This window comes from Streptomyces pseudovenezuelae, assembly GCF_001513955.1.
Classification (GTDB): Bacteria; Actinomycetota; Actinomycetes; order Streptomycetales; family Streptomycetaceae; genus Streptomyces; species Streptomyces pseudovenezuelae.
Genome location: NZ_KQ948149.1, coordinates 467,987 through 492,433, shown reverse-complemented (window position 1 = coordinate 492,433; position 24,447 = coordinate 467,987). Strand labels below are relative to the sequence as shown.

General features: G+C 70.3%; 22 protein-coding genes. 12 read left to right on the top strand and 10 right to left on the bottom strand.

Features of this window, described 5'->3' with window-relative positions:
- The 6 genes from AQI94_RS26435 to AQI94_RS26410 all read left to right on the top strand — a co-directional run bounded on the left by AQI94_RS26435 (position 1) and on the right by AQI94_RS26410 (position 4,708).
- On the top strand, positions 1–804 hold the full coding sequence (locus AQI94_RS26435; RefSeq protein ID WP_031040848.1) for an ABC transporter permease: 804 nt from the start codon (positions 1–3) through the stop codon (positions 802–804).
- A gap of 5 nt (positions 805–809) precedes the next feature.
- On the top strand, positions 810–1,610 hold the full coding sequence (locus AQI94_RS26430; protein WP_031040845.1) for an ABC transporter permease: 801 nt from the start codon (positions 810–812) through the stop codon (positions 1,608–1,610).
- A gap of 223 nt (positions 1,611–1,833) precedes the next feature.
- Positions 1,834–2,163, top strand: coding sequence for a lipase chaperone (locus AQI94_RS26425; protein ID WP_031040842.1), 330 nt, complete (start codon positions 1,834–1,836; stop codon positions 2,161–2,163).
- On the top strand, positions 2,164–3,450 hold the full coding sequence (locus AQI94_RS26420; protein WP_031040839.1) for a WXG100 family type VII secretion target: 1,287 nt from the start codon (positions 2,164–2,166) through the stop codon (positions 3,448–3,450). It abuts the gene before it with no gap.
- Positions 3,447–4,112 (top strand): hypothetical protein, encoded by a 666-nt coding sequence (locus AQI94_RS26415; RefSeq protein ID WP_031040836.1) that lies wholly within the window; start codon positions 3,447–3,449, stop codon positions 4,110–4,112. Before AQI94_RS26420 ends, AQI94_RS26415 begins: the two co-directional genes overlap by 4 nt.
- Entirely contained in the window at positions 4,109–4,708 is a 600-nt protein-coding gene (locus AQI94_RS26410) for a hypothetical protein (protein ID WP_158806196.1), read from the top strand. Before AQI94_RS26415 ends, AQI94_RS26410 begins: the two co-directional genes overlap by 4 nt.
- Positions 4,709–4,758: 50 nt before the next feature.
- Here AQI94_RS26410 and AQI94_RS26405 read toward each other — a convergent pair whose 3' ends face one another.
- Positions 4,759–6,009: an MFS transporter gene (locus tag AQI94_RS26405; protein ID WP_031040831.1), complete on the bottom strand. Its 1,251-nt coding sequence runs from the start codon at positions 6,007–6,009 to the stop codon at positions 4,759–4,761.
- A gap of 200 nt (positions 6,010–6,209) precedes the next feature.
- Between AQI94_RS26405 and AQI94_RS26400 the strand changes: the two genes are divergently transcribed.
- Both AQI94_RS26400 and AQI94_RS26395 read left to right on the top strand, forming a co-directional pair.
- Complete coding sequence (locus AQI94_RS26400; RefSeq protein ID WP_031040829.1) at positions 6,210–6,797, top strand: TetR/AcrR family transcriptional regulator; 588 nt, start codon at positions 6,210–6,212, stop codon at positions 6,795–6,797.
- Positions 6,790–7,581, top strand: coding sequence for an alpha/beta fold hydrolase (locus AQI94_RS26395; protein ID WP_031040826.1), 792 nt, complete (start codon positions 6,790–6,792; stop codon positions 7,579–7,581). Before AQI94_RS26400 ends, AQI94_RS26395 begins: the two co-directional genes overlap by 8 nt.
- On the opposite strand, the gene AQI94_RS26390 is transcribed toward AQI94_RS26395, so the two are convergent.
- From AQI94_RS26390 to AQI94_RS26375, 4 genes are all read right to left on the bottom strand, one after another.
- Positions 7,576–8,034, bottom strand: a complete 459-nt coding sequence (locus AQI94_RS26390; protein WP_031040823.1) for a hypothetical protein — start codon at positions 8,032–8,034, stop codon at positions 7,576–7,578. The genes AQI94_RS26395 and AQI94_RS26390 overlap by 6 nt on opposite strands.
- A gap of 222 nt (positions 8,035–8,256) precedes the next feature.
- Entirely contained in the window at positions 8,257–8,625 is a 369-nt protein-coding gene (locus tag AQI94_RS26385; protein WP_031048374.1) for a VOC family protein, read from the bottom strand.
- A 245-nt stretch (positions 8,626–8,870) separates the two neighbouring features.
- Positions 8,871–10,562, bottom strand: coding sequence for a DUF2264 domain-containing protein (locus AQI94_RS26380; protein WP_031048372.1), 1,692 nt, complete (start codon positions 10,560–10,562; stop codon positions 8,871–8,873).
- 174 nt (positions 10,563–10,736) lie between these two features.
- Positions 10,737–11,777, bottom strand: coding sequence for a rhamnogalacturonan acetylesterase (locus AQI94_RS26375; RefSeq protein WP_031048370.1), 1,041 nt, complete (start codon positions 11,775–11,777; stop codon positions 10,737–10,739).
- 193 nt (positions 11,778–11,970) lie between these two features.
- On the opposite strand from AQI94_RS26375, the gene AQI94_RS26370 reads away from it, so the two are divergent.
- The gene (locus AQI94_RS26370; RefSeq protein ID WP_031048367.1) at positions 11,971–13,653 is read left to right on the top strand and encodes a rhamnogalacturonan lyase B N-terminal domain-containing protein; all 1,683 of its coding nucleotides are present in this window, start codon (positions 11,971–11,973) and stop codon (positions 13,651–13,653) included.
- A gap of 2 nt (positions 13,654–13,655) precedes the next feature.
- Here AQI94_RS26370 and AQI94_RS26365 read toward each other — a convergent pair whose 3' ends face one another.
- Both AQI94_RS26365 and AQI94_RS26360 read right to left on the bottom strand, forming a co-directional pair.
- On the bottom strand, positions 13,656–15,065 hold the full coding sequence (locus AQI94_RS26365) for an RICIN domain-containing protein (protein ID WP_031048365.1): 1,410 nt from the start codon (positions 15,063–15,065) through the stop codon (positions 13,656–13,658).
- Complete coding sequence (locus AQI94_RS26360) at positions 15,062–16,138, bottom strand: glycoside hydrolase family 43 protein (protein ID WP_031048363.1); 1,077 nt, start codon at positions 16,136–16,138, stop codon at positions 15,062–15,064. Before AQI94_RS26360 ends, AQI94_RS26365 begins: the two co-directional genes overlap by 4 nt.
- A 248-nt stretch (positions 16,139–16,386) precedes the next feature.
- Between AQI94_RS26360 and AQI94_RS26355 the strand changes: the two genes are divergently transcribed.
- The gene (locus AQI94_RS26355; protein WP_225890264.1) at positions 16,387–18,414 is read left to right on the top strand and encodes an autotransporter; all 2,028 of its coding nucleotides are present in this window, start codon (positions 16,387–16,389) and stop codon (positions 18,412–18,414) included.
- Between the two features lie 119 nt (positions 18,415–18,533).
- Entirely contained in the window at positions 18,534–19,481 is a 948-nt protein-coding gene (gene mmuM, locus AQI94_RS26350) for a homocysteine S-methyltransferase (RefSeq protein WP_031048357.1), read from the top strand.
- A gap of 36 nt (positions 19,482–19,517) precedes the next feature.
- Here mmuM and AQI94_RS26345 read toward each other — a convergent pair whose 3' ends face one another.
- Positions 19,518–20,315, bottom strand: a complete 798-nt coding sequence (locus AQI94_RS26345) for an oxidoreductase (RefSeq protein ID WP_391289062.1) — start codon at positions 20,313–20,315, stop codon at positions 19,518–19,520.
- An 84-nt stretch (positions 20,316–20,399) separates the two neighbouring features.
- Here AQI94_RS26345 and AQI94_RS26340 point away from each other — a divergent pair, with 84 nt between their 5' ends.
- A complete protein-coding gene (locus AQI94_RS26340; RefSeq protein ID WP_031048352.1) occupies positions 20,400–21,455 on the top strand; it encodes a LacI family DNA-binding transcriptional regulator in 1,056 nt (351 codons plus the stop codon).
- 26 nt (positions 21,456–21,481) lie between these two features.
- Here AQI94_RS26340 and AQI94_RS26335 read toward each other — a convergent pair whose 3' ends face one another.
- The gene (locus tag AQI94_RS26335; protein ID WP_031045534.1) at positions 21,482–23,068 is read right to left on the bottom strand and encodes a carboxylesterase/lipase family protein; all 1,587 of its coding nucleotides are present in this window, start codon (positions 23,066–23,068) and stop codon (positions 21,482–21,484) included.
- A gap of 89 nt (positions 23,069–23,157) precedes the next feature.
- Entirely contained in the window at positions 23,158–24,420 is a 1,263-nt protein-coding gene (locus AQI94_RS26330; protein WP_031045536.1) for an alginate lyase family protein, read from the bottom strand.
- Positions 24,421–24,447: the final 27 nt, after the last annotated feature.

Here is a 24,447-nt window from a genome sequence, read left to right as displayed (position 1 = left end):
ATGGCCGTCCTGCACGCCTGGCGCGCCGCCCGGGTCACCCCGCTCGGCGAACTGCACGCACCGCCCCGGATGACGGCCGTGCTGGTCCGGCTGGCCGTCCAGGTGGTCCTGGTGGCCTCCCTGTGGCACGGTCTGTACGCGCACACCGGCACCACCGCGGGCCTCTCCGAGGGCCAGGCGGTGTCGTACGCCGTACTGGCCGTACTCGCCTCCCGGCTCAGGGAGTTGGACCAGTACGCGGGCCGCGACACCGTGCTGCAGCACATGCACTTCGGCACGATCGTCTACTGGTATCTGCGCCCGCTGCCGCCCCAGCGCTACCACGCCCTGCGCGCGCTGGGCGAGCAGCTGTACGGCTTCACATGGGCGCTCGGCGGCTACCTGGTCTGTCTCGTGGCCGGGGTGGTGGACCCACCCAGGTCGGCCGCGGTGGCGGGAGTGTTCGCGCTGAGTCTGCTGCTCGGCCAGTGCGTCCTGTACTTCGTACTGCTCACGCTGGACCAGCTGTGCTTCTGGACGGTCCGCAACAACGCGGCGATGCTGATCCTGATCTTCGCGCAGAACCTGCTGTCCGGGGTGTACGCGCCGCTGTGGTTCTTCCCGGACTGGTTCATCACGCTGAGCGGATTCCTGCCGTTCCAGGCCACGTTGAGCGTGCCGCTGTCCCTCTACATCGGACGCATCCCGCTCTCCGACGCCCTCGGGCAGCTGGCGGTCCAGGCGTTCTGGGTGGTGGCGCTCTTCCTGTTCACCCGTTTCCTGTGGCGGCGGGCCGCCCGCCGCGTCATCTCCCAAGGAGGCTGAGGCCTGTGAACGGCATGCGGATCGCGTGGCGCGTCACGCGTCTCAACTTCCGTGCGCAGCTGGAGTACCGCACCGAGTTCCTGCTGATGATCGCGATCGGTGCGATCTGGCAGGTGTCGGTGATCGTGTTCGCCACGGTGCTGCTGACCCGGTTCACCGGGATGGGCGGCTGGGACAGCTCGGAGGTCCTGCTGATCCCGGCGACGCGGATGCTCGCGCACGGACTGTTCGTCCTGCTGCTGGGCCGGGTGCACGGCGCGGGCCGGCAGATCCAGGAGGGCAGGATCGACATCTACCTGACCCGCCCGATGCCGGTGTACCGCCAGCTCCAGCTGGCCTTCTTCCCCACCAACGCGATCGGCGACCTGACGGTCGCGGTGGGCCTGATGGTCGGCGCGCTGAGCCGCAGCCAGCTGGACTGGACGCCGGGCCGGATCTCCTACCTGATCGCCGCGGTCATCGGCGGAATGTTCCTGGAGGCGGCCCTCTTCACGGCGATCACCTGCGCGGCGCTGCGCTTCCCGGCCGCCGACTACTGGAGCCGCTGGCTGGAGGAACTCCTCGGCACCTTCGGCAGCTACCCCCTCAACGTCCTCCCGAAGGCGGTCGGCGGCCTCCTCACCTACGGCCTCCCGCTCGCCTTCGTCGCCTACTTCCCGGCAGCGATCCTGACGGGCCACGGCCACGACACGGGCGTCCCGTACTGGCTGGCGGCGATATCGCCGCTGCTGGGCGTGGTCGCGTATCTCGGGTCGCGGGTGCTGTGGAGGTGGAGCCTTCGGCATTATGCGGGGGTCAACGGGTGAATAGAGCCTCGTGCCCGTCCGTCTCGCCGGAAAAGGTGAAGACACGGTGACCAATTCGAGGTCCACCCGAACGGAACCCCCACACCGCGACTCCCGGTCCGACTGGGTGTGACAGCCCCCTTGCCAGGAGTCGATAGGGTGTTGACGATCTCGGGGAGCCGCGGAGACAGGGCACGCCGAGCTTGTCATCAGATCTACCAGATACATCGCAAGGAAAGAGTTCATGGGGGAGCAGTTCACAACAGATCTGCAGCAACTGGACACGTTCATCAGGGCACTTGAAGGATGTGTCCAGGAGCTCAACGAGGCACGAACTGCGCTGGCTCATGTCCGCGCCGATCAAATCGGAACGCAGCGGCTCGACGAATCATGTGACGGCTTCCAGGAACGCTGGAAGTACGGAGCCGAGCAGACCAAGAAGATGATTGACGCCGTCAGCGAGGGCGTGAAGACCAACAAGAGGGCATACGAAGAGGTCGAGGAAGCCCTGGACAAGGCTTTCAAGGACATCGGAAAAGCCTCGACGGGCGGCGGTAACGGAGGAGCCAGGTAGATGGCGACCAATCCGTACCGCAGCCTCGGCTGGAACCCGGTTCCGGGGATCCCCGGCGAAGTGCATGCTCTGCAGCAGAAGGTCTCACAGGCGGCGACATCACTGCGCAACTGTCACCACCAGCTCCAGAGGCTGAGCGGCGAGAGCAGCTACTGGCAGGGGGACGCGGCAAAGAACTTCCGCGAAGCGCTGGACGGCGACCTGTCGACCTACGTCAAAAACGCCGCACGCTCCCTGGAGAAGGCGGCCGCACAGCTGCAGACCTGGGATGACGATCTGACGTCCAACCGCGACCTGGCGCGGAGGTACGACGAGGAAGCCGGCGAGCGGAAAGCCGCCGCGGAAAAAGCCAGACAGCGATACGGCCAGGCCAAGGAACACCCGGATCTCACACTCGCGAACCAGCAGTTCCCCACCCAGGCGGAGGCCGACGCTGCGGAGCAGCGGCTCCGAACCGCCGAGCGCAGCCTCAACGAAGCGACCACTGCGCTCAACAGCGCGAACGACGCATACAGCGATGTCATCCGCAAGGCCGAAACGCTGGAGCACGCGCACACGGACCAGGCGGACCTGGTCGCCAAATCACTCGACGAAGCCACCGACAAGCTGGCTCCGCGTGAGCCGGGCTGGCTCAGCAAGGCCGTCAACGGTATCTGGGAAGCGATCAAGGCCGTTGGCCAGTTCCTCTACGACCACGCCGGCACCATCGGAGCAATTGCCGGCCTATTGGCGCTCATCCCTGGCCCATGGTCCCCCGTGTTCGCGGGCATCGCTCTGGTGGCGAGCATGGTCTCCATGACTCACAACCTCGCGGATCCGGAGTTCAGATCCGCCCTGTGGGGTGACAAGTTCGGATGGAACATGGACACCTTCTCGGCCTACGGCTCCCTCGCAGGTGACACCTTGGGAATGGTGCCGGGCGTCGGCGCACTGGGTAGGGCCGGGAAAGAGGTTGCCGAAGCCGCCAGAATGGCCGAAGGGTTCGGTGAGACCGTATCGACCGGCGCCAAGGTGACCGAGTTCGCCAAGGACATCGTGCCTGCCTTCACGAGGAGCCACACGGACGATCTTGCGGCGGCTGTGGCTGACGCCGCGGCGGGCGGAGCAGCCAGGGTGAAGCGGGTCACCGATTTCGGCATGAACTCCGTCAACGTCGTAGCGAATCTCGCCTCTTCCGCGGAAACATTCGGCTGGCTTCCCGAAGACGGTGCCGGGCACAACACCGCGGAAACCACCAAGGCGGCCGCGACGCTGCACGGGATCGCCGGGCTGGTGGGGCTCGCGTGACACAGACAAAGCCCGCCTTTTGGTACGGAATTCCGCGTGGCTATCTGCAACTGGACCTGGCTCCGTCGTCCGAGCATTTCGAGCTGCTCGCGGAGCAGGTGCTCGGTTTGCCTGCGGAACTACGAGAGAAGGCCGATCAGGTCTTCAGGTTCTACGCCGGTGTCCTGATGCTGCTGAATCAGCAGCAAGTGCAGGGATGCGCAATGGGGTTGCACCCCGACGGCTGTGGCGGGATCCTGTCGTCCGTCATCACCGTCTCGAGCATGTCGGCATCCGGAGTCGATCCGAAATTGGTGATCGCCGGATTGGTGAAATCGGCGGATCAGACCCCGGAGAAGCATATCCAACCGCTTGAACTGCCCTGCGGCACCGGATTCCTCTTTGAGGAGGAGCGCATCACGACGGCTCCGGGCAAACCTTCGGACGGAACCGATGAGCTTCTGGAGGGAACCATCTGGCAGGGCACTGTGGCCGTACCCGCCGTCGCCTCGTCAGAGATCGTCATGATGCAGTTGGTCACGTCCGAGGTTGATTTCGTGGACGACTACCGCAATGTACTGCTCGGCTTCGCGTCCACACTGACATTCACTGACCCATCGCTTGTCGAGACGGAGAGCAGAATCGGCGACTCCGCTGCTCACGTGAGGAGCCCCTTCGGATGAATCCGCCCAACGCCGTGGAAGTGAACCGGCTACTGAAGCGCAACTATTCCCTCCTCATCAAGGGAATCCTTCTGCGGCTCGTGATCTTCGGTGTGCTGTGCGCGACACCGGTGGTCCTGGCGAAGACGGGCACCTGGGACTCGCCTGTTCTGGCACTGCTGAGTGTGGCGGGAGTCCTGGGGTTTGTGCTGATGGCCTACAGATTCCCCTTCGCCCTTCTCTCGTTGCGTAGGTGCGGGAAGGTTCTGCAGGAGTACCCGCTCGAGTTCCGTCGGGGCATGTCCAGGAAGAGCGAGAGCCGGACCAAGTACGGCACGGTCTTCACCGTGAGGGTCAAAGCTGACGAGCCGGGGGGATCCCCGCTCCTGCGAGCGGTGGACGCTCTGGAGCGCCATCGCTGGCCCGAGGGCACCGAGGACGGTGTCTGGTTCGCGGGGGATTTGCCGTTCGGAGGAGTGGTCGTCGTACCCGGCAGCGACACGCTCCTGGTGGTGCGGCCGCAGGACTGGGACAAGTTCGCACGGGAGCGGGAGCAGGCCGACGCCGCCCGCGTGGAAAGGGCGAAGCGGACCCTTCTCGCACAGCGGGTGCGCTAGGTCGACCGGGGGCGGGCTCCGGTACAGACGGGTGTGCAGGCCGGGCGGGCTCAGGAGCGCCGGATCGGGGTCAGCAGGGCCGCGCCCGCGATGAGTACGCACGTCATGCCCGCCAGGAGGCCCACCGGGGCCGTTCCGTGGTGTTGTGCCGCCCAGGTCAGTACGGCAGCGCCGATCGGGGCCGCCGAGTAGTGCAGGGTCCAGAAGGCGGAGGTGACGCGGCCCAGGAGGGGCTCGGGCGTCACCTCCTGGCGCAGGGACATGGAGCAGGTGCCCGCCATGCCGCCGCAGGCGAGGAAGACCGCGCACAGGGCCGCGACGGCCGGTACGTCGCGGGCCCAGCCGATGCCGGCGAAGGCGAGCCCGCACAGCGCGACCGAGCCGGTCCAGACCGCGCCGAAGCCGAGCCGTCGGCGTACCCGCGCCACCAGCAGGGCGCCGGTGATGGTGCCGAGCGCGCCGACGGCCATGACGGTGCCGACCGTGTCGTCGTCGTGGCCGAGGTCGTGCTTGAGGTGGTAGATCACCAGGTCGTTCAGGCCGAGGGTGAGGAAGCTGAACACGAACAGCAGCAGGGTGAGCGATCGCAGCACCGGGTGCCCGCGCAGGAAGGCCACCCCGGTGCGCAGGTCCCGCCACAGGCCGGTGCGTTCGGGAGCCTCGTCGGGACGGGCGCGGAACCGCACGAAGAGCGTGCACAGCGCCGACACCCCGAAGCTGGCCGCGTCCACGCCGACCGCCGTGGCGGGGCCGGTCCAGGCCGCCACCACGCCCGCGCACACCGGTCCCAGCACCCCGGCCGCGGCGGCGGTCGCGTTCAACCGCCCGTTGGCCTCCGTCAGTTGCCCCGTCCCGACGAGACTCCGTACGACGGTGACGTACCCGACGGCGAACAGCATGCCGACCGCCTCGCACACCGGCAGCACCGCGTACAGCAGCCAGACCCGCGGCCCCAGCAGCCACACCAGGGGGATCACCCCGTACAGCACCATGCGCACGAGGTCGCAGCCGATGAGCAGGCGGCGCCGGTCGACCCGGTCCACGACCACGCCCGCGAACACGGCGGCGACGACCGAGGCCGCACCGCCGACCGCCGTCAGCAGTCCCATCCGGGCGAGGGAGCCCGTCGTCTCAAGTACCAGCAGAGGCAGGGCGATCAGCGCGAAGGAGTCACCGAGGACGGAGAGGGTCTGGGCGGCCCAGAAGACGGCGAAGTCGCGTTGGCGCCAGAGGGGAAGTGAACGAGGCCGCGCAGAAGGGGACTTGTCGGTCTCGTCGCTTCGCTGAGCTTCGTACGCCATGATCCTCCCCCGATGCCCCGGCAACCCTAAGACCAGCGGTGACGGCTGCCCACCGAATTAGTGAGCGCCGGTCACCGGCCGAGTGTCCAGCGGTGGTCGAGCAGCCGCGCACGGGTCACGGACGCCGGTGTCCAATAATCCGGGGTCTTTTCCTGTGGTCTCCAGTATCTTGCCTAGGAGCCCTAGGTTATGGAGTGCGCATGGTCCCCAGAGCCGGCCTGACCGCCGACCGCCTCACCGAGGCCGCCGCCGATCTCGCCGATGAGATCGGCTTCGAGAACATCACCCTGGCCGCCCTGGCCAAGCGCTTCGGCGTGAAGGACGCGAGCCTGTACTCGCATGTCAGGAACCTCCAGGACCTGCGCACCCGGGTGGCCCTGCTCGCCGGTGGCGAGTTGATCGACCGGATCGCCGTCGCGGTGGCGGGGCGGGCCGGGAAGGACGCGCTGGCCGCCTTCGCCGGCGCCTACCGGGCGTACGCGCTGGAGCGGCCGGGACGGTACGCGGCCACCCAGATCCGGATCGACCAGTCGCTGATCGCCGGCACGTCCGCGCTCCGGCGCACCACCGAGATCACCTACGGCATGCTCCGCGCCTACGGCCTCGCCGAACCCGATCTCACCGACGCGGTACGCCTGTTGCGCGCCACCTTCCACGGTTACTGCGCCCTGGAGTCGGCGGGCGGCTTCGGCGCGCCCCGCGACGTACAGAAGTCCTGGGACAGGGCGGTCGACGCCCTGCACGTAGCTCTCACCCACTGGCCCCATGAGGAGAAGCCCGATGACTGACCCGTACTACGACATCACCGGCCACGGCCCGGTCCTGCTGATCGTCCCCGGCGGCGCGGGCCACCCCATGGGCCTCGGCCCGGTGACGGACGCGCTCTCCGGGCACTTCACCGTCGTCACCTACGACCCCCTCGGCCTCGCCCACGGCCGCCTCGGCGAACCCGTGGAGGACCAGCGGGTCCAGGACTGGAGCGACGGGGCGCGGCGCGTGCTGGACGAGGTGCTTGCGGAGGGCGAGTCGGCGTACGTCTTCGGCACCAGCGCCGGCGCCATCGCCGCCCTCGACCTGCACGCCCGGCACGCGGACCGGCTGCGGCATGTCGTCGCGCACGAGCCGCCGTGCGTGGGGGTGCTGCCGGACGGGGCACGGCAGCAAGCCGCGTTCCGGGAAGTCTGCGAGGTCTACCGGAGCAAGGGGCTCGCGGCGGCGGGCGCCCTGATGACCGCCGTACTGGAGGAGCGGGAGGCGGGTGCGCTTCCGGAGGGGCGACCCCTCAGTCGCGAGGAGGAGTTGGCGAGTCCGATGGCGCTCCAGATGGCGCACGTCATCGGGCCCTTCACGTCGTACGTGCCGGAGGCCGGCCCGTCACGGGCCCGCCTCACCGTCGCCGCGGGGACCGACTCGCGTGGTCAACTCCTCTATCGCACCGCCGAGTTCCTGGCGAAGGCGCAACAGGCCGACTTCGTCGAGTTTCCCGGCGGTCATATCGGCATCCTCCAGCACGCCTCGGCCTACGCCGACCTGCTCACGCGGACGTTCATCGGAACCGACTCGCCGTCATGACAGGTCGCCGAGCGCGTCGGCGTAGTACGTGGATTCCTTGAGGTGCAGGGCCAGTTCACGGAAGCTCCAGCCCTCACCGGGCGAATGGTCGAGCTGGTGCTCGGTGAGGGCGTCGAGGCGGTTGGCCCAGACGCGGGCGAGGCGGGTGAGACGGCTGCGGGCCTCGTCCAGGTCGTCCTGGGTGAAGGGGGCGAGGTCGGCCTCGGTGGTCGTCGCGGACGCGTGCCAGTGGTCGGGCAGCGGGGCCTCACCCGCGAGCCGCGCCTCCAACTCGGCCAGGTGGTCGATCAGATGGTCGGCGACCCGGCGGACCGCCTTGTGCGGGGTGTAGACACGGTCGTCCACGTGCACGGGCTTGCCGTCCCAGTCGGTCCATGTGCCGGCCAGGGCGAGCACGTGCTCGACCATCCCGGTCACGGCCGACGCCGGGGTCTCCTGCGGGTGTTCGGTCATACCGGCACGCTAGACGGGCGTCGCTTCGGCGGCGGCCGAAGTGTGGGGGCAGGCGTGGGGGGGGCGGCGTGGGGGGGGCTTGTGTGGGGGCTGGCAGGTGGGAGGCGACGTGTGGTGGCCGACGCCGGACAGGCGACGTAAGGCGGCCGCAATCCGACCACTGGCGTGATGATGCGGCCGAGGACGAAGTGCTCCGGCCCGGCCGGACGCCCAGCCCCGCCATTACCCCTCCCGTTCCGCCGCGCTGCGCTCCACGCAGAACTCGTTGCCCTCCGGGTCGGTGAGGACCACCCAGCCCATGCCGTCACCCGTGCGCTGGTCGTCGAGGAGTGTGGCGCCCAGGGCGAGGAGGCGCGTGACCTCCTCGTCGCGGGTGCGGTCCTGGGGCTGGAGGTCGAAGTGCAGGCGGTTCTTGCCCCTCTTGACCTCCGGGACGGTGACGAAGAGCAGGCGCGCGGCCTCGATCTGCGCCTCCTCGTCACCCGGCCGGTCCTCCTCGTGCAGCGGCAGGCCGAGGACCTGGGACCAGAAGTCGGCGAGCGCGTACGCGTCGGCGCAGTCGATCGTCACGTGGCGGATGGCGGAGGTCATGGGCGGATTCTCAGGGACAGGGTCGGGGACGGCAAGGTCACGGCGACGCCCCGTCCGCACCACGGCAACCTCCGCGGTGCCGTGGTCACACAGCCAGGCCGCGGCGCGCTGCCGTACGGCAGGCGTAACCGCCACCGCGACGCATCGGCTCGGCTCGTCTCGGCCTACCGCTCCCCCCACCACCTCCAGCCAGACCCGGCCAGCGATCCTCACAGTGCCCGAGTCGGTTCAGTGCCCGAGTCGCTTCAGGGCCCGGCGCCGATCTCCACCCCGGAACCCACCAGCCGGACCCGCGCCCCGGGACCTCCGCTCCACACCACCGTCAACTCCCGCTCTCCCGAGGCCCGTACGGTCGCCGTCTCCCCCAGCGGTACGGCGTCGGCGTCAGCGGTGAGCCGGGCCAGCGCGACGAACAGCGTGTCTTCCTCGCCCGTCACCCCGCTCAGCTCGTCGTCGAGGCCCACGGCGGGCAGCAGTTCGGTCCGGACGCCGTCGCGCGCGGCCCACCCCGTCACCCGCACCGGTGTCCCGGGCTCGGCCCCGGACACGAGGAAGGCGCGCACCTCCACGGCTCCCCGCGCGAGCACCACACTGGATACCCGCACACCCCCCGCCGCCGTGTGCCGCGAGGCCGCCCACCCCTCACCGACCCCCAGCGGCTCGATCTCCGTACGGCTCGGATCGCCGTCCACGATCAGGCTGTTGTCGTACGACGCCGAGGGCTCGGTCACCGTCGAGTAGGCCAGGCGGGTGTAGTACGGGTCATAGCGGACGTCCTCGCTGCCGTGGTTGTGGAGGCGGACGAGACCGTCCGAACTGGTCGACTGCAGGAGCCAGTTGGGGGCGGTGATCGAGGTGAGCGCGTCGGCGCGTTCGGCCGGGCCCGGCTCCTCCACCGCCGTCCACACCTCGTGGTCCGCCGGGAGCAGCAGGCCGAGGAAGCCCTTGCTGGCCCAGTACGGGGACGCGGGGCCCGAATAGCCTTGCAGGACAGCGGGGTCGGGGCCGTGCCAGCCGAGGGTGAGCAGGTCCCGGGAGTCCACTGCGCCCCGGTCCAGGAAGTACTTGAGGGCTCCGGAGGCAAGGCGCCGGGTCTCGCCCGGGGACAGCGGGGTGCGGCCGGTCAGCGCGCCCAGCCAGAGCGGGGCCGTGGTCGCGAAGCGGTACGTCAGGGAGCGGCCCTGGTGCATGGGGGCGCCGTCGGCGCCGAACAGGCGGGCGTAGTCGTCGAGATGGCGGGACAGGCGGCCGCCGTACAGGTCCAGCAAACGGTCGTCCTCGGCCAGCCAGGCGTGCAGCACCGGGTAGAGGTGCATGGCCCAGCCGTTGTAGTAGTCGAACTTGCGGCCGTCGCCGTCGGTGTACCAGCCCTCGCCGACGTACCACTGCTCGATGCGCTCCAGGCCGCGGTCGATCGCCTTGCGGGAGGCATCCGGCTCGTACCCGAGCGAGGACAGGAAGCCGGCCACCGTGACCGGGAAGAGCTCCCAGTTGCAGGGCCAGGCCTCGGCGGTGAGCGCGTCACCGAGCCAGGCCGCGGCGCGCTGCCGTACGGCGTCGTCCAGGCGGTCCCAGAGCAGCGGCTTGGTGATCCGCAGGGCGAACGCGATCGACGCCGCCTCCACCAACGGCTGGCTGCGGTCCTCGATCCGGGGCCAGATCCCCGAGACTCCGGCGGCGAGACCTTCGGCGTACCGCTCCAGCGCGGTCGCGTCCTGGCGGAGGGCCGCCAGCAGGAGCGTACGGGCGTAGCCCTCCAGGCCGTCGGAGAGGCGGCCGGACCAGCTCTGCCGGTCGCCGGGGAGGTGGTAGAGGGCGCGGTCCTCGGTGGCGTACGGCTCGACCGCGGCGAGCAGGGCGTCGGCCGCGGCCTCCCAGTGGGCGCGCGTGTAGCCGGTGTGCGGACTGAGGGTGCGGTCCTCGGGGGGCAGTTGCATCGGTTCTCTCTTTTTCGACTCAGAGGCTCACGGGCTCACAGGCTCACAGGCCAACCGAACCACGGGCCAACCGGCTCACGGGCCCGCCGGCTCACGGCCTGACAGGCTCACGGGCCCGCCGGCTCGCACCACAGACCTGGGGCGCCCCGGTTCCGGTCGGGACGCCCCAGGCGTCTATCCCACCCGCACCAGGCCTGCGGGCACCAGTCCCTGTGCGACGAGTTCGTCGCGGACCAGGCCCGCGTACACGGTGGCGCCGTGCACGGAGGTGTGGGTGTTGTCCCTTTTCTCGTTGTAGAGGTAGATCGCCTTGGAGCCCTCCACTCCCAGGGACTCCACGAGCGACTTCGTCCTCGCCGTCAGGTCGATGAGCGGGACGCCCTCGGCCGCGGCGACCGAGCGGATCACCGCGGGATGGTCCACCCCGAGGCCGTTGACCAGCAGGGCCGTCCCGTTGTTCAGCGTGCCGTCCGAGTTGAACCAGCGTCGCACGATGGGCGTCACGAGGACAGGGTTCCCGCCTTTCTCCCTCACACCCGCGACCAATGTCTCCAGGTTCGCCCGGTACGTCGCCTCGTCCGTCGTCTTGTCGTTGTGGGCGAGCTGGACGAGGACGAGGTCGCCGGGGCGGATCAGCGGCTGGACCGTGGCCCACAGCCGAGGCTCGGACAGATAGGTGACCGTACTCTCGCCGGAGTCGGCGTAGTTGGCCACGGACACGCCCTTGCGCAGGTACTGGGGCAGTTGCTGGCCCCAGCCGGAGTAGGGATCGCCTGGCTGGTCGCATACCGTGGAGTCGCCGACCAGGAAGATCTGGCGGGTGTGCCGGGCGCGGGTGACCTTGATGTCGGCGAGCGCGGGGGCCGAGCCGCCCAGCACCAGGTCCAGGCCCGGCGTGCCGTCGGGGCCGGTCGGTTCGCCCTCCGGAGTGCGGACGTTCACGGTGAAGCCGCGGGAGACCCGCCCGCCGGCCGCGGCCGGCGTCTCCGACAGCAGGGAACGCCGGGTCTCCCCACTGATCGACGTGCTCGACGCGGCGTCGCCGCCGAGGAGGACCTTCACGTCGTACGTGCCCGGCGGGACGTCGAAGTGACAGCCGGCGGTGGTGCAGTTCTCGATGCCGAGGGGACGGCCGGAGTGCGCCTGTGCCGGTACGGCGGTCAGTCCCGTGCTCAGTGTGACCGCCGCCAGCACGGCGAGGTTGAAACGTCTCATTCGAGGCTCCTCAGACGGACGACAAGGCCTGGCGGCTGGACCGTACCCCCATTGGCAAGCGCTTTCTAGCCCTCGGGCGGATTTCACAAGATTGCCAACTTCCAGGCAGCGAAAGCCCTTTCGCGAAATCGATTCAACTGTCACTCTCCAAAGCACCCGCACCACCCCCACACGTCTCGAAGGAGGCACCCCCATGTCCGAATCCACGGTGAACAGACCGGTCGGACGCCGCACCTTCGTCCTCGGCACCGCGGCCGCAGCAGGGTCCGCCGCGCTCGCCGGGCCGCTTGCCCAGGGCGCGTCCGCCGCGGGCTTCGGCTGGAGCGACGACGGCTCCAACTACGTCGTCGACACCGGCGCGAGCCTCGTCTTCAAGGTCAGCAAGACCAACGGCGATCTGACCTCGCTGGTCTACAAGGGCACGCAGTACCAGGGCTACGGCGGCAAGAACTCGCACATCGAGTCCGGCCTCGGCACGTCCACGGTGAGCATCAAGCAGTCCGGTACGACGATCCTGATCTCGGTCGCGTACGGCACGCTGAAGCACTACTACGCGGCCCGCAGCGGCGAGAACAACGTCTACCTGTGGACCAACAAGGCCGACGACTCGGTCTCGGCGACCCGCTACATCCTGCGCGTCAACGCGGGCAAGTTCCTCAACGACGAGCCCGACTCGTACACCTACGCGCCCACCACCATCGAGGCCTCCGACGTCTTCAAGAAGTCCGACGGCCAGACCCGCTCCAAGCACTACGCGAAGGCGCGGGTCATCGACTACAACTACGTCGGCTGGACCACCGGCAGCGTCGGCCTGTACATCGTGCGCTCCAACCACGAGAAGGCCTCCGGCGGCCCGTTCTACCGCTCCCTGCTGCGCCACCAGAGCGCGGACGGCGGCGGCCTGTACGAGATCCTGTACTACGGCGAGAACCAGACGGAGGCCCAGCGCTTCGGCCTCCAGGGCCCCTATGTCATCGCCTTCACCGACGGCGGCGCCCCCTCCTCCGCGCTGTACCCGGGGACGCTCACCACCTCGTGGGCGGACTCGCTCGGCATCTCCGGCTACGTCCCCGCGAGCGGCCGGGGCAAGGTCGCCGGCGTCGGCATCACCGGCCGGAACACGGCGTACGCCTATACGGTCGGGCTCGCCAACTCCGCCGCCCAGTACTGGGGTTCGGCGCGGTCGTCGGACGGATACTTCTCCATCGGGGGTGTGCTGCCGGGGACGTACACGCTGACCGTCTTCAAGGGTGAACTCGCGGTCTACACCGGCTCGGTGAGCGTCAGCGCGGGCGGCACGACCACCCTCAACAGCATCGCGATCCCGTCCTCGAACGATCCGGGCAACGCGAGCGCGATCTGGCGCATCAACAACTGGGACGGCACACCCGGCGGCTTCAAGAACGCCGACCTGATGACGTACGCCCACCCCTCCGACGTCCGCGCCTCCTCCTGGACCGGCAACGTGGTCATCGGCAGCGGCACCGAGACCTCGGCCTTCCCCTGCTACCTGTGGAAGGACGTCAACAGCGGGATCATCGTCTACTTCAAGCTGACGGCCGCGCAGGCCGCCGCCGCGCACACCCTGCGCATCGGGGTGACGACGGCCTACGCCAACGGCCGCCCGCAGGTCGTCGTCAACGACACCTGGACCTCCGCCGTCCCCTCCCCGCCCACCCAGCCGAGCACCCGGTCGCTGACCGTGGGCTCGTACCGGGGCAACAACTACACGTTCACCTACAGCGTGCCGGCGTCCGCCTGGCTGACGGACACCAGCGCCTACAACACGCTGAAGATCTACGTGGCGAGCGGTTCGGGGTCGACGTCCTTCCTCAGCGCGGGCACGTCGATCGACGCGATCGACCTGCTGGCCTGACGTCAGGTTCCGCGCGTCCACTGCTGGTTGGCCGCTCCGTTGCACGTGTACGTGATGATCGCGGCGGAGTTGGCGGTGGACGCGCCGTTCACGTCCAGGCACTCACCGGAGGCCCTGGCCTTGATGTTCACGTACGAGCCCGAAGTGACCACCGACCACTGCTGGGTGGTCGCACTCCCGCAGTTCTCCTGGGTCACGTTCGTGGCGTTCTCCTGGAGGCACAGGGAGCTGCCGCGGCCGACCAGCTGGTAGTAGCCGGTGCCGAGGTCCTTGAACCACCACTTCTGGTTGGCCCCGCTGTTGCAGGTGTACTGGCTGATCGCGACGCCCTGCCACAGCGACTGGTTGGCGACGTCCGCGCACTTGCCGCTGTTGCGGGACACCAGCGTGTTGTACGTGGCGCTGGTACCGCTGATCGTCCCGGCCGCCGCGTCGATCGTGATCTGGGGGTACCAGGACATGGACATCGTGGTGGACGTCGGGAAGGTCAACGGCAGCCACACGTACCGGGAGTCGTTGACGGTCCCGCCGAAGGAGTTGCCCCAGCGGTCGCCCATGTAGAGGTAGGAGGTGCCCGAAGTGCCCTGCACCGGAAGGACGTAGGCGGTCTGCGAGTTGTAGGTCGTGGAGTCGCCGACGTTCGCCATCGAGGTCCACGGTCCGGCGAGGGAGGTGGCGGTGGCGTACTGCTGCTGGTTGGCGCTCCAGCCGGTGGCGCCCGAGGTCAGCATGAAGTAGACGCCGCCCCGCTTGAACAGGGCCGGGGCCTCGCGGTGTCCGCCCACCCACGGGTTGGCGACAAGGCTCGCGATGCCGGTGTAGTCGGCGGTGAGCTTGTAGATGTGCAGGTCGTAGTTCTCGTTGGCGGCCGAGACCATGTAGCCGGTGCCGTCGGTGTCGACGAACGTCGTGATGTCCCGGGACATGTTGTCGCCGAGCGGGCGGAAGCTGCCCTGGTAGGTGTAGGTGCCGTCGACGGTGGACGACACGGCGACGGCCGCGCGGGCCTCGCTGTAGTCGGTGCCGTTCTCCTTGTGCATCCACATCACGAACTTGCCGGTGGAGGCGTTGTAGACGACCTTGGGCCGCTCGATGTAGGCGGTGGCGAGCTCGGAGGCACTGGACTGGGTGAGGACGTGGTTCCTGAACTCCCAGTTCTTCAGGTCGGTGGAGCGGTAGGCGTCCACGTACCGGAAGGTGTTGTCGGCGTTGCGGTCCTCGCCGAACCAGTAGTAGTAGGAGCCGACCTTGATGACCCCGCCGCCGTGGGCGTGCAGGGCGTTGCCCGAAGTGTCGGTGAACTGCACGCCGTTGGGGATCGTCAGCGGGGCGGCCTGGGCCGGACCGGCGGTCACCAGGGCGCCGGCCAGGGCCAGACACAGGGCGAGCAGCACCGCGTACGCACGTCTCATGACGCAACCTCCGTGTCCGTGGCGGTGTCCGCCACCGGTATGCCGAAGTCCGGCGTGCCGTCCGCGTGCCAGCCGAGCTTCTGGACGCGGGTGTGGCGGTTGGGGTCGTTCAGCGGGTCGCCGACGATCTCCTTGTACTGGCGGGCGTGGTAGACGAGGACGTCACTGCGGCCGTCCTCGGCCACCGTGAAGCAGTTGTGGCCCGGGCCGTACTGCCTGGTGGTGTCGTTGCTGGTGAAGACGGGGGTCGGCGACTTGGACCAGCTCGCCGGGTTCATGAGATCGGCGTTCGCGTCGGCCGTGAGCAGGCCCATGCAGTAGTGCCAGTCGGTGGCGCTGGCCGAGTAGGACAGGAACAGTCGGCCGTTGCGGGCGATCACCGACGGTCCTTCGTTGACCTTGTAACCGACGCACTCCCAGTCGAACTCGGGTGTGGAGAGCCGGATCTGAGGTCCCGTCAGGGTCCAGGGGTTCGCCATCCTGGACAGGAAGATGCCGGTGTTGTTGTCCAGGCCGGGCTCGTGCTGGGCCCAGGCGAGGTAGCGGCTGCCCCGGTGGGTGAAGGTGGTGGCGTCCAGGGAGAAGGTCTCCCAGGCGGTCCTGATCTGGCCCCGCTCCACCCAAGTGCCCTTGAAGGGATTGGGGTTGGCGTTCTCCAGGACCCAGATGCGGATGTCCCACACGCTCTCGGCGGGCGCGGAGGCGAAGTAGATGTACCACTTGCCGCCCACGCGGTGGATCTCCGGCGCCCAGATGTGAGCGCCCATGGCACCGGTCGGGTGCTTGGTCCACAGCACGGACTCGTCGGCGGTCGCGAGGCCGCCCAGGGTGCGGGAGCGGCGCAGCACGATCCGGTCGTACTCGGGCACGGTGGCGGTGAAGTAGTAGTAGCCGTCGGTGTGCCGGTGGATGTACGGGTCGGCACGGTTGCGGACGAGCGGGTTCACGAAGGGAGGGGCCTTCTTCGGGCGCGGCGCGGCTTCGGTGACGGTGGGGGTCGCGGCCAGGGCGCCCGCGGCCAGGGCGCCCTTCAGCAGCAGTCGTCGGTGGGGGACGTCGGGGGCGCGGCTCATGCGGACTGCCTCTCGGATGGGGGTGTCCTGAGAGAGATGTTCGATATTGAGAACATCTGTTGTTATTGCGAACAGCCGAAAGGTACGGCTGGGGAACCAGGAGGTCAACGGGTCGGACGCGACCAAAAGAAGGCGCTTTCTGCTTCGGATTTCTGTTATCGGCCGCCGCCTGGCCCGTCTCCGGTCATGTGTGCAGCCATTTCCACAGAACAGCAGCGGCCGCCGGCGCCCTGGCGGCGGTGGCCCTCATGGTCACCGCTCCCCCGGCGTCGGCCGCCGGACCCCGGGACGCCACCGCCGACGTCCTCGCGGACCGGGACGTCACCCTGAGCGGTGACACGGTCGTCACCGTGCCCGCGGGGACGACGACGTACGACGGGGTGTTCCGCGGCGAGGGCACGCTCACCGTGCGCGGCAGCGGGACGCTGGTCCTCACCAAGGACAGCGACTTCACCCTGCCCAGGTCCCGGCAGCGGCAGTCCGTGCGGACCCAGGGCGGCAACCACCCGTACGTCACCACGACCCGGCCCGACCCGCCCGCGATCACGGTCGAGCGCGGGGCGACCCTGCAGTACGGCACCGGCGGGACGACAGGACTGATCGGCCACTTCCCCTACAACACCCCGGCGTTCCGGCTGAACCAGGACAACATCAGGGTCGACGGCACCCTGCGGCTGTCCCTGACGAGCGCCTACAACCTGGGCACCGTCAGCGGCTCCGGCCTGATCACCCAGCCGCGCTCCCTCTGGGGCACCTGGGACCTGACGTCCGGCCCGTTCTCCGGGGTCGTCGACAACGGCACGCAGACCAACGCGGGGCGGCCCGAGTACGCGACCGCGTTGCCGAACATGCGCAAGGTGCTGAACCAGGGCACCTGGACCGTGGACACCCCGCTGGGGCAGACCGTCACCGAGCGGATGGACTTCTACCAGCGCGAGTACGGCAGCGACATCAACGTCCAGTCCCGGCCGGGCAGCAAGGTGGTCCTCACGGGCCAGTACAGCTGGTCGAACCAGGGCGGCGACACCGATCCCTCCCTCAGCGACCCCGCCCTGAACTGGACTCCGGCCGCCAAGAACGTCAACAAGCGCGGCACCAACATCAAGGGCGCCAACGTCCAGTGGGGCGACGGGACGACCAGCAGGATCTTCATGCCGGGCACGGCGAAGACGGTGTACATCAACCTCCTCGCGGCGCGCTCCCGTTCCCTGCTGACCTTCGACTACAACGGGCCGGTCACCCTGGGCGCCCCGATCGGCGGCGGCCGCTTCCACGACACCCTGTCCGCGCCCGGCGCGGGTGACATCGTCATCAAGGGGACGAAGGGCAACGATGTCACCTTCGCGGCCGTCCAGTACTACGACGGCTCCACCACCGTCGAGAAGGGCGCCGTACTGCGCCTCGGCAGCGGCCGGCCGGGAGGCGACGGAGGGCTCTACACCGCGGGCAGCCGCTACAAGGTCGTGAACGACGGCTCGCTGGTCCTCGGGAACACGACCAGGCCCCTGACCCTGTCCCGGATCAGCGGCAGCGGCTCCCTCACCCAGACGGGCAGGGCGACGACGACCCTGGCCGGCGGTGCGGTGTCGTACACGGGGACGACGACGGTCCGCAAGGGCACGCTCGCGCTGCGCGGCGAGGCAACTCTCGCCCGCAGCAAGGGAATCCGGCTCACCTCGGCGGCCGCGCGGCTCGACGCCGGCACCGCCGGGCTGAGGGTCGTGTCCTCTCTGACCGGCAGGGGCACGGTGCAAGGCGCGGTCACCAACGACGGGGTGGTCGCGAGCGGGCTCACGGTCTCCGGCGGGTACACCCAGAGCGCGAAGGGCGAACTGGTGCTCGGGAAGGACTCGTTGAAGGTGACGGGCCCGGTACGACTGTCCGGCGCCCTCGACCTCTCGGCGGCGGGCACCGCCCCGGCCCGCAGTGTCACCGTACTGGACCACAAGGGCCGTGCGAAGACCTCGGGCGCCTTCCGGGGCCTGAAGGAGGGCACGCGCCTCAAGCTGGCCGACACGACGTACCGGATCACCTATCGGGGCGGCGACGGCAACGACGTCGTACTCACCGCGGTCACCGAGAGCGCCTCGCCCGGCGGGCGCGCGGACACGTCGTCGGCGACGCCCTTGGCGACGCCCCGTACGACGGCGGCGGCCGAGGGCTTGGGGTGGTGGCCGTACATCCTGGCGCTCGGACTGCTCGGCGGACTGGTGGTGCCTCCCACGCTGAGAAAGCGGGGCAGGCGCCGGCCCGCCCGGCGGCACGCGGCGCCCTGAGGAGTGCCGCCTCACGTCGAGGTCGGTGACGCGCGAGAGCGTGGTCGCGCGTGTCGGCCCCGGTGTTCGCGGACCGGACAGCCGGGGCCGTCCGGCGGCGCTTCGGTTAGCGTCGAGGCATGACCAGCGACACCCCGGAAGTCCCCGACGCCCCCTCCCGCCCCTTCGCCGAGGCCCTCGCGGCCGGCCCCGTCGTGCTCGACGGCGGTATGTCCAACCAGCTGGAGTCCGCCGGGCACGACCTGAGCGACGAGCTGTGGTCGGCCCGGCTGCTCGCGGAGCGGCCCGAGGCGATCACCGAGGCGCATCTCGCGTACTACGAGGCGGGCGCGGACGTGGCGATCACGTCCAGCTACCAGGCCACCTTCGAGGGGTTCGCCAAACGCGGCATCGGGCCCGAGCGGGCCGCCGAACTGCTCGCCCTGAGCGTCGGGTCGGCGCAGGAGGCGGCACGGCAGGCGACGGCGAAGGGGGCACGGCGCCCGCTGTACGTGGCGGCCTCGGTCGGGCCCTACGGCGCGATGCTCGCGGACGGCTCGGAGTACCGCGGCCGGTACGGCCTGAGCGTGGCCGAGCTGGAGGCGTTCCACCGGCCGCGGCTCGACGTGCTGGCGGCGGCCGGACCCGACGTCCTGGCGCTGGAGACGATCCCGGACAGCGACGAGGCGCAGGCACTGCTGCGGGCGATCCGCGGTCTCGGGGTGCCGGCCTGGCTGTCCTACTCCGTCGCGGGCGGCCGTACCCGGGCCGGCCAGCCCCTGGAAGAGGCGTTCGCTCTCGCCGCCGACGCGGACGAGGTCATCGCGGTGGGCGTCAACTGCTGTGTCCCCGAGGACGTGGACACCGCGATCGAGACCGCCGCGCGGGTCACCGGCAAGCCGGTCGTCGTCTACCCCAACAGCGGGGAGACGTGGAACGCGCGGGCACGCGCGTGGGAGGGCAGCTCGTCGTTCTCCCCGCAGGAGGTACAGGGCTGGCTGGCCGCCGGCGCCCGGCTCGTCGGGGGGTGCTGCCGGGTGGGGCCGGGAGCGATCACGGGGATCGCGACGACTCTCGCAGACGGGTGACACCGGGTCTCCGCGGAGGGCTGCGCCCGGACCTGATCAGGTGAGGCTCAGCAGCGCCTCCGCGGAGAACGGGCGCAGTTCGGAGCGGCGGCCGTCGCGGATCCTGGCCACCCACGCGGGATCGGACAGCAGCAGGCGCCCCACGGCGAGCAGGTCGAAGTCGTCCCGTTCCATGAGGCCCACCAGCCGGTCCCGGGAGGCGTTCGCCGCGCCCCGGCCCTCCATGAGCGCGCTCAGGAACTCGCTGTCGTCGAGCCCGACCGATCCGACGGCGACTGTGGGCAGGCCGGTCAGCTTCTTCACCCAGCCCGCGAGACCCAGGTCGGAGCCGGGGAACTCCGGCAGCCAGAAGCGCCGGGTCGAGCAGTCGAGGACATCGACGCCCGCCTCGGTCAGCGGTGCCAGGAGCAGGTAGAGCTCGTCGGGCGTGGCCGCCGCCACCACCTCGGCGGCGAACCGGGTGCGGCCGCCCAGGTCACCGCCGTACCCGTCGGTGCGCGGGTTGGACTCGGGCCGCAGGAACAGGTCGATCAGGTAGCCGTGTCCGCCGTGCAGTTCGAGTCCGTCGAAGCCGAGGCGCCGGGCGCGTTCCCCGTGCGGGGCGCGGGCAGGGCCGTGGTCGCGGCGGTGGCCGTGATGGCCCCCGCGGACACGTTCCAGCCCGCGAAACTGGCCCCTCCGGTCTCCGCCGCCGTGGACGCCGTCTCCCAGCAGGCCCGGTCCGCCACCTCGCGGCCCCGCAGGGCTCTGTGACGCCGAGCGGCCCGCCCCGCACGTCCCGGCAGCTCCCTTCGAACCGTCCCCGCCGTTCTCTCGTCCGCTCCCCTTCGCCACTGCTAGCCTCCGCATCGGGAACCGGTTTCCACGGGTGTTGCCGCTGTTCCCGAGGGGTGCGTCGGGGAGAGGGGCGAGGCGGGGATGACCAGGAAGAGCGAGGACGCGAGCCGGAGCACGATCCGGGACGTGGCGGCGCGGGCCGGGGTGTCGGCGTCGACCGTGTCACGGGTGCTCGGCGGGGTGTACCCGGTCAGCGCGGCCACCCGCACCCGCGTGATGCGTGCCGTGCGGGACATGGACTACGTCGCCGACGCGCGCGCGAAGGCCGTCGCCGGCGTCGGCACACCCACGCTGGCCTTCGTGCTGGAGGACATCACCGGCCCCTCGTTCGCCCTGATGGCGCACGGGGTGGAGCGCGAGGCGACCCGGCTCGGCCACCTGTGCCTGGTGTGCAGCACGGAGGGCGACGTCGAGCACGAACTGGAGTTCGTGGAGATGATGCGGGCCCAGCGGGCCGCCGCCGTGATCCTGGTGGGCGGCGCCGCCGACACCGTCGAGTACCGCGAGCGCACCCGCCGGATGGCCGACTCGCTGGCCTCGGCGGGGTCACGGCTGGTGCTGTGCGGGAGACCGCCGCTCGGCCCGGGGGCACCGGTCACGGTCATCGAGTACGACAACGAGGGCGGCGCCTACGCGCTGGTCGCCCACGTCCTGTCCCAGGGCCACCGCCGGGTCCTGTTCCTCGGCGGCAAGGCCGACCACACCACCGCGCAGGGCCGTGAGCGCGGCTATCTCGCGGCGCACCGCGCCCGCGGCCTGGACCCCGATCCGGCGCTGGTCCTGAACGGCGACTTCACCCGCGACTCCGGTCACCGCCTGATGCGCCGGGCCCTGAAGGAGGGCCTGGACTTCACGGCCGTGGTCGCCACCACCGACATGGTCGCGGCGGGCGCCCTGACCGCCCTCCACGAGGCCGGCCTCGACGTCCCCGGGGACGTCTCCCTGGCCGGCTACGACGACATCCCCTTCGCCCGCGACCTGCACCCGGCGCTCACCACCGTCCACGTCCCCTACGAGGAACTGGGCCGGCTCGCCGTGCGCACCGCGCTCGGCCGTACCGCGGAGGACCCGGCCGAGCACCTGCTGCTGGGCACCCATGTGGTGGTCAGGGACTCGGTCGGGGCGGCCGGGACCTGAGGACCGGGCGGGCGGCGGGGCCGCCCTCAGTGCCGCCGCGCGAGCCCCGAGCGCCGCAGCCGTCGTACGACCGAGCGCAGTTCCGCGGTCCGCGCGGGCCAGCCCTCCGCCGGTTCCGACACCGGAGCCGTCTCCTCGGTGGTCGGGTCCGCCGTCCACACCGCGAAATCGCCGTCCCGAGGGCCGGACGCGAGGTAGGGGTCGCCCTTGCCGAAGATCTGGACCGGGTGGGTGGCGTCCCAGGGCTGCCAGCCGGGTTCGCCGTCGGCGGCGAACCGCACCCAGGCCCCGTGCATGGCGTCGGCGAGCTCGGCCGGGGCGCCCTCGCCGGCGAGCCTGGCCGACTCGGGGGTGTCTCCGGTGTCGAAGACGAAGCCCAGTTCCAGGGCGTGGCAGGCACCGAGCTGCGGCAACTGGGAGGGCCACGCGAACTCGTAGACGTACGACGAGCCGGGGCGGGCCTCGGCCAGGCGGTGCAGGGGGATGCGGAGCAGGTGGTCGGTGACCATCTGGCCGACGGTCTCGGCGGTGCCCGCCTCGGGGTGCAGGGCACGGTAGCCGCGGACCACCTCGGAGCCGCAGTGGCAGCGGGCCATGGCTCCGGCGAGGGCGACCGGGCCGAGCCGGTCGACCCGCTCCAGGAGGCCGCCGGGGACGAGCCAGAGGCGGTACTCGTCGCTGGTCCAGCCCAGCATCAGGTCGACGTCCTTCGCGACCCCGCCACCCGGATCGGTGAGGGCCTCCAGGGGGTCGCGGGGCACGAGGTCGCCGTCGACCACGATCCCGAAGGCGGGGCCGCCGAGGACCGGGCTGCTGAGTCTGCCCACCTCGGCCTGGGTGCGCAGCAGCAGGTCACGGTCGACCTCGGCGAAGGCCGCGGCGGTGGCGGGGACCTTCAGCCGGGTGGCCATCCGGCGCACCATCCGCCGTACCTTGTCGCGGTCGCCGGCCTCGGGCGGCCCGCTCTGCAGGACCGCCCGCCGGAGCAGCCCCTGGGCCTGCGGGGCGGCCAGCAGGGCGCCGGTGCTGATCGCGCCGGCCGACTGTCCGGCCAGCGTCACCCGCCCGGGGTCGCCGCCGAAGGCCCCGATCGCCTGGTGGACCCATTGCAGGGCGGCGAACTGGTCGCGCAGGCCGGGGTTGGCGGGGGCGTCGGGGAACAGGCCGTAGCCCTCCACGCCGAGCCGGTAGTTCACCGAGACGAACACGACACCGTCCCGGGCGAAGGCATGCCCGTCGTACACCGGGACCGCCGAGGATCCCCTGGTCAGGGCGCCGCCGTGCAGCCAGACCAGCACCGGGAGCCGGGCCCCGGGGCCGGGCTCGGGGGTCCACACGTTGAGGTTGAGGCAGTCGTCGCCCGGCACGAGCGGGTCGGAGAGGTACTGCGCGAAGGCCTCGGAGTACGGCGGTTTCGGTGCCGTCGGCCCGAAGTCGACCGTGTCGCGCACGCCGTCCCAGGGCTCGGGCGGCTCCGGCGGCCGGAAGCGGCGGGGGCCGAAGGGCGGGGCCGCGTAGGGGATGCCGCGAAAGACCGCGACGCCGTTCTCACGCCGGCCGCGTACGGCTCCGTACGGCGTGCTGACCACGGGGTTCGTCCGGACTGCCGTCATGCACCAGCCTCCTCACCGCGCTACTGCACCATGAACACCAGAGCACCACATTTCGGCGCGGTATTCCGGTGCAGAGCGCGGTCCGGCGGCTACTTGGCGTACATCAGGGTGCCGAAGCCCAGCTGGTCGAAGCCGCCGCTGGTGGTGCCGTAGTCGCCGCCGCCTCCCTCGGGGGCGACGAGGTCGTAGTACATCTGCGAGATGTACTTGTCGTCGAGGCCCAGGCGCCGGTTGTAGTGGAAGTGGAGCATCGCCCAGACCGGGCGGACCTGGCCGCGGGAGTCGGCGGAGACGACGGTCTGGGAGGAGGCGGCGCAGTTCTGCCCGGTGCCCCAGTTGTAGGTGGTGAAGGGGACGTCCTGGCCGAGGTTGTACTTGGCCACGTACTGGGCGGCCTTCATGAAGCGGCGGCTGTCGTAGGAGTAGAGGTCGTCGCCCTGGTTCCAGGCCATCTCGCAGAGGGCGCCCATCTGGCCCATGCCCATGACGGTGTGGCCCTGGTCGCGGCCGGACTCCTGCCACTGACCCAGCGCGTACCCGTCGGAGTCGGTGTACAGGTACGGCACGGCGTGGGCGAGGGAGCCGTTGCCCGCGCCGGACTTGAAGTAGGTGACAGCCTGGTCGTACTTGGCGCTGTCCTCGTTGAGGATGCCGATGGCCAGGATCGAGGCCGTGTTGCACAGGTCCCAGTTGGCCCAGTAGTTGGTGATGCAGGCGTCGTTGTGGTTGGTCAGGAAGCTGTTGTTGAGCGGGTAGAAGACCTTGGCCAGCATCTCCTGGGCGGCGGACAGGTCGAAGTCGCCGTAGCCGCGCATGAGTTCGCAGGCGTTGGCGAACTGCCAGCCGTAGATGCCGGCGGCGAGGAAGCGGTCGGCGTTGCCGGTGACCGAAGTGAGCGTCCTCGACCAGGCGTTGAGGATGTTCGCGGCACAGACGGCGTTGGCCTCGGTGCCGCCGACCTGCCAGCGCAGGGCGTTCTGGTAGGCGGCGGCGATGTCGTTGAACAGCAGGGAGTAGTTCTCGCCGGTTCCGCCGCGGATGATCGTGTCGGTGGCGCGGTCGGTCCAGGTGGACTGGGAGTGGGAGTTGGCGACCAGCCTGTTCCAGCCGGAGAGCCAGGGGTCGGTGCCCGCGGCGACCCTGACCTTGGCCCGGTTGATGTCGCCGGCGTTGTGCAGCATGCCGGGGTGGGTCCAGGTGGCGGGCGCCGCGTCGGCCGTGGTGGCCAGGCCGGTGGCGAGGGTGCCACCGCCCAGGGCGAGAGCGGCGCCGAGACCGCCCGCGGTCCTCAGCAGACCACGGCGGCTCAACTCGGTTTGCGGGAGGTGCTGGTGGGGGGAAGTGCGGCTCATGGGGTGCCTCTCCGTTCCGTGGGGGGA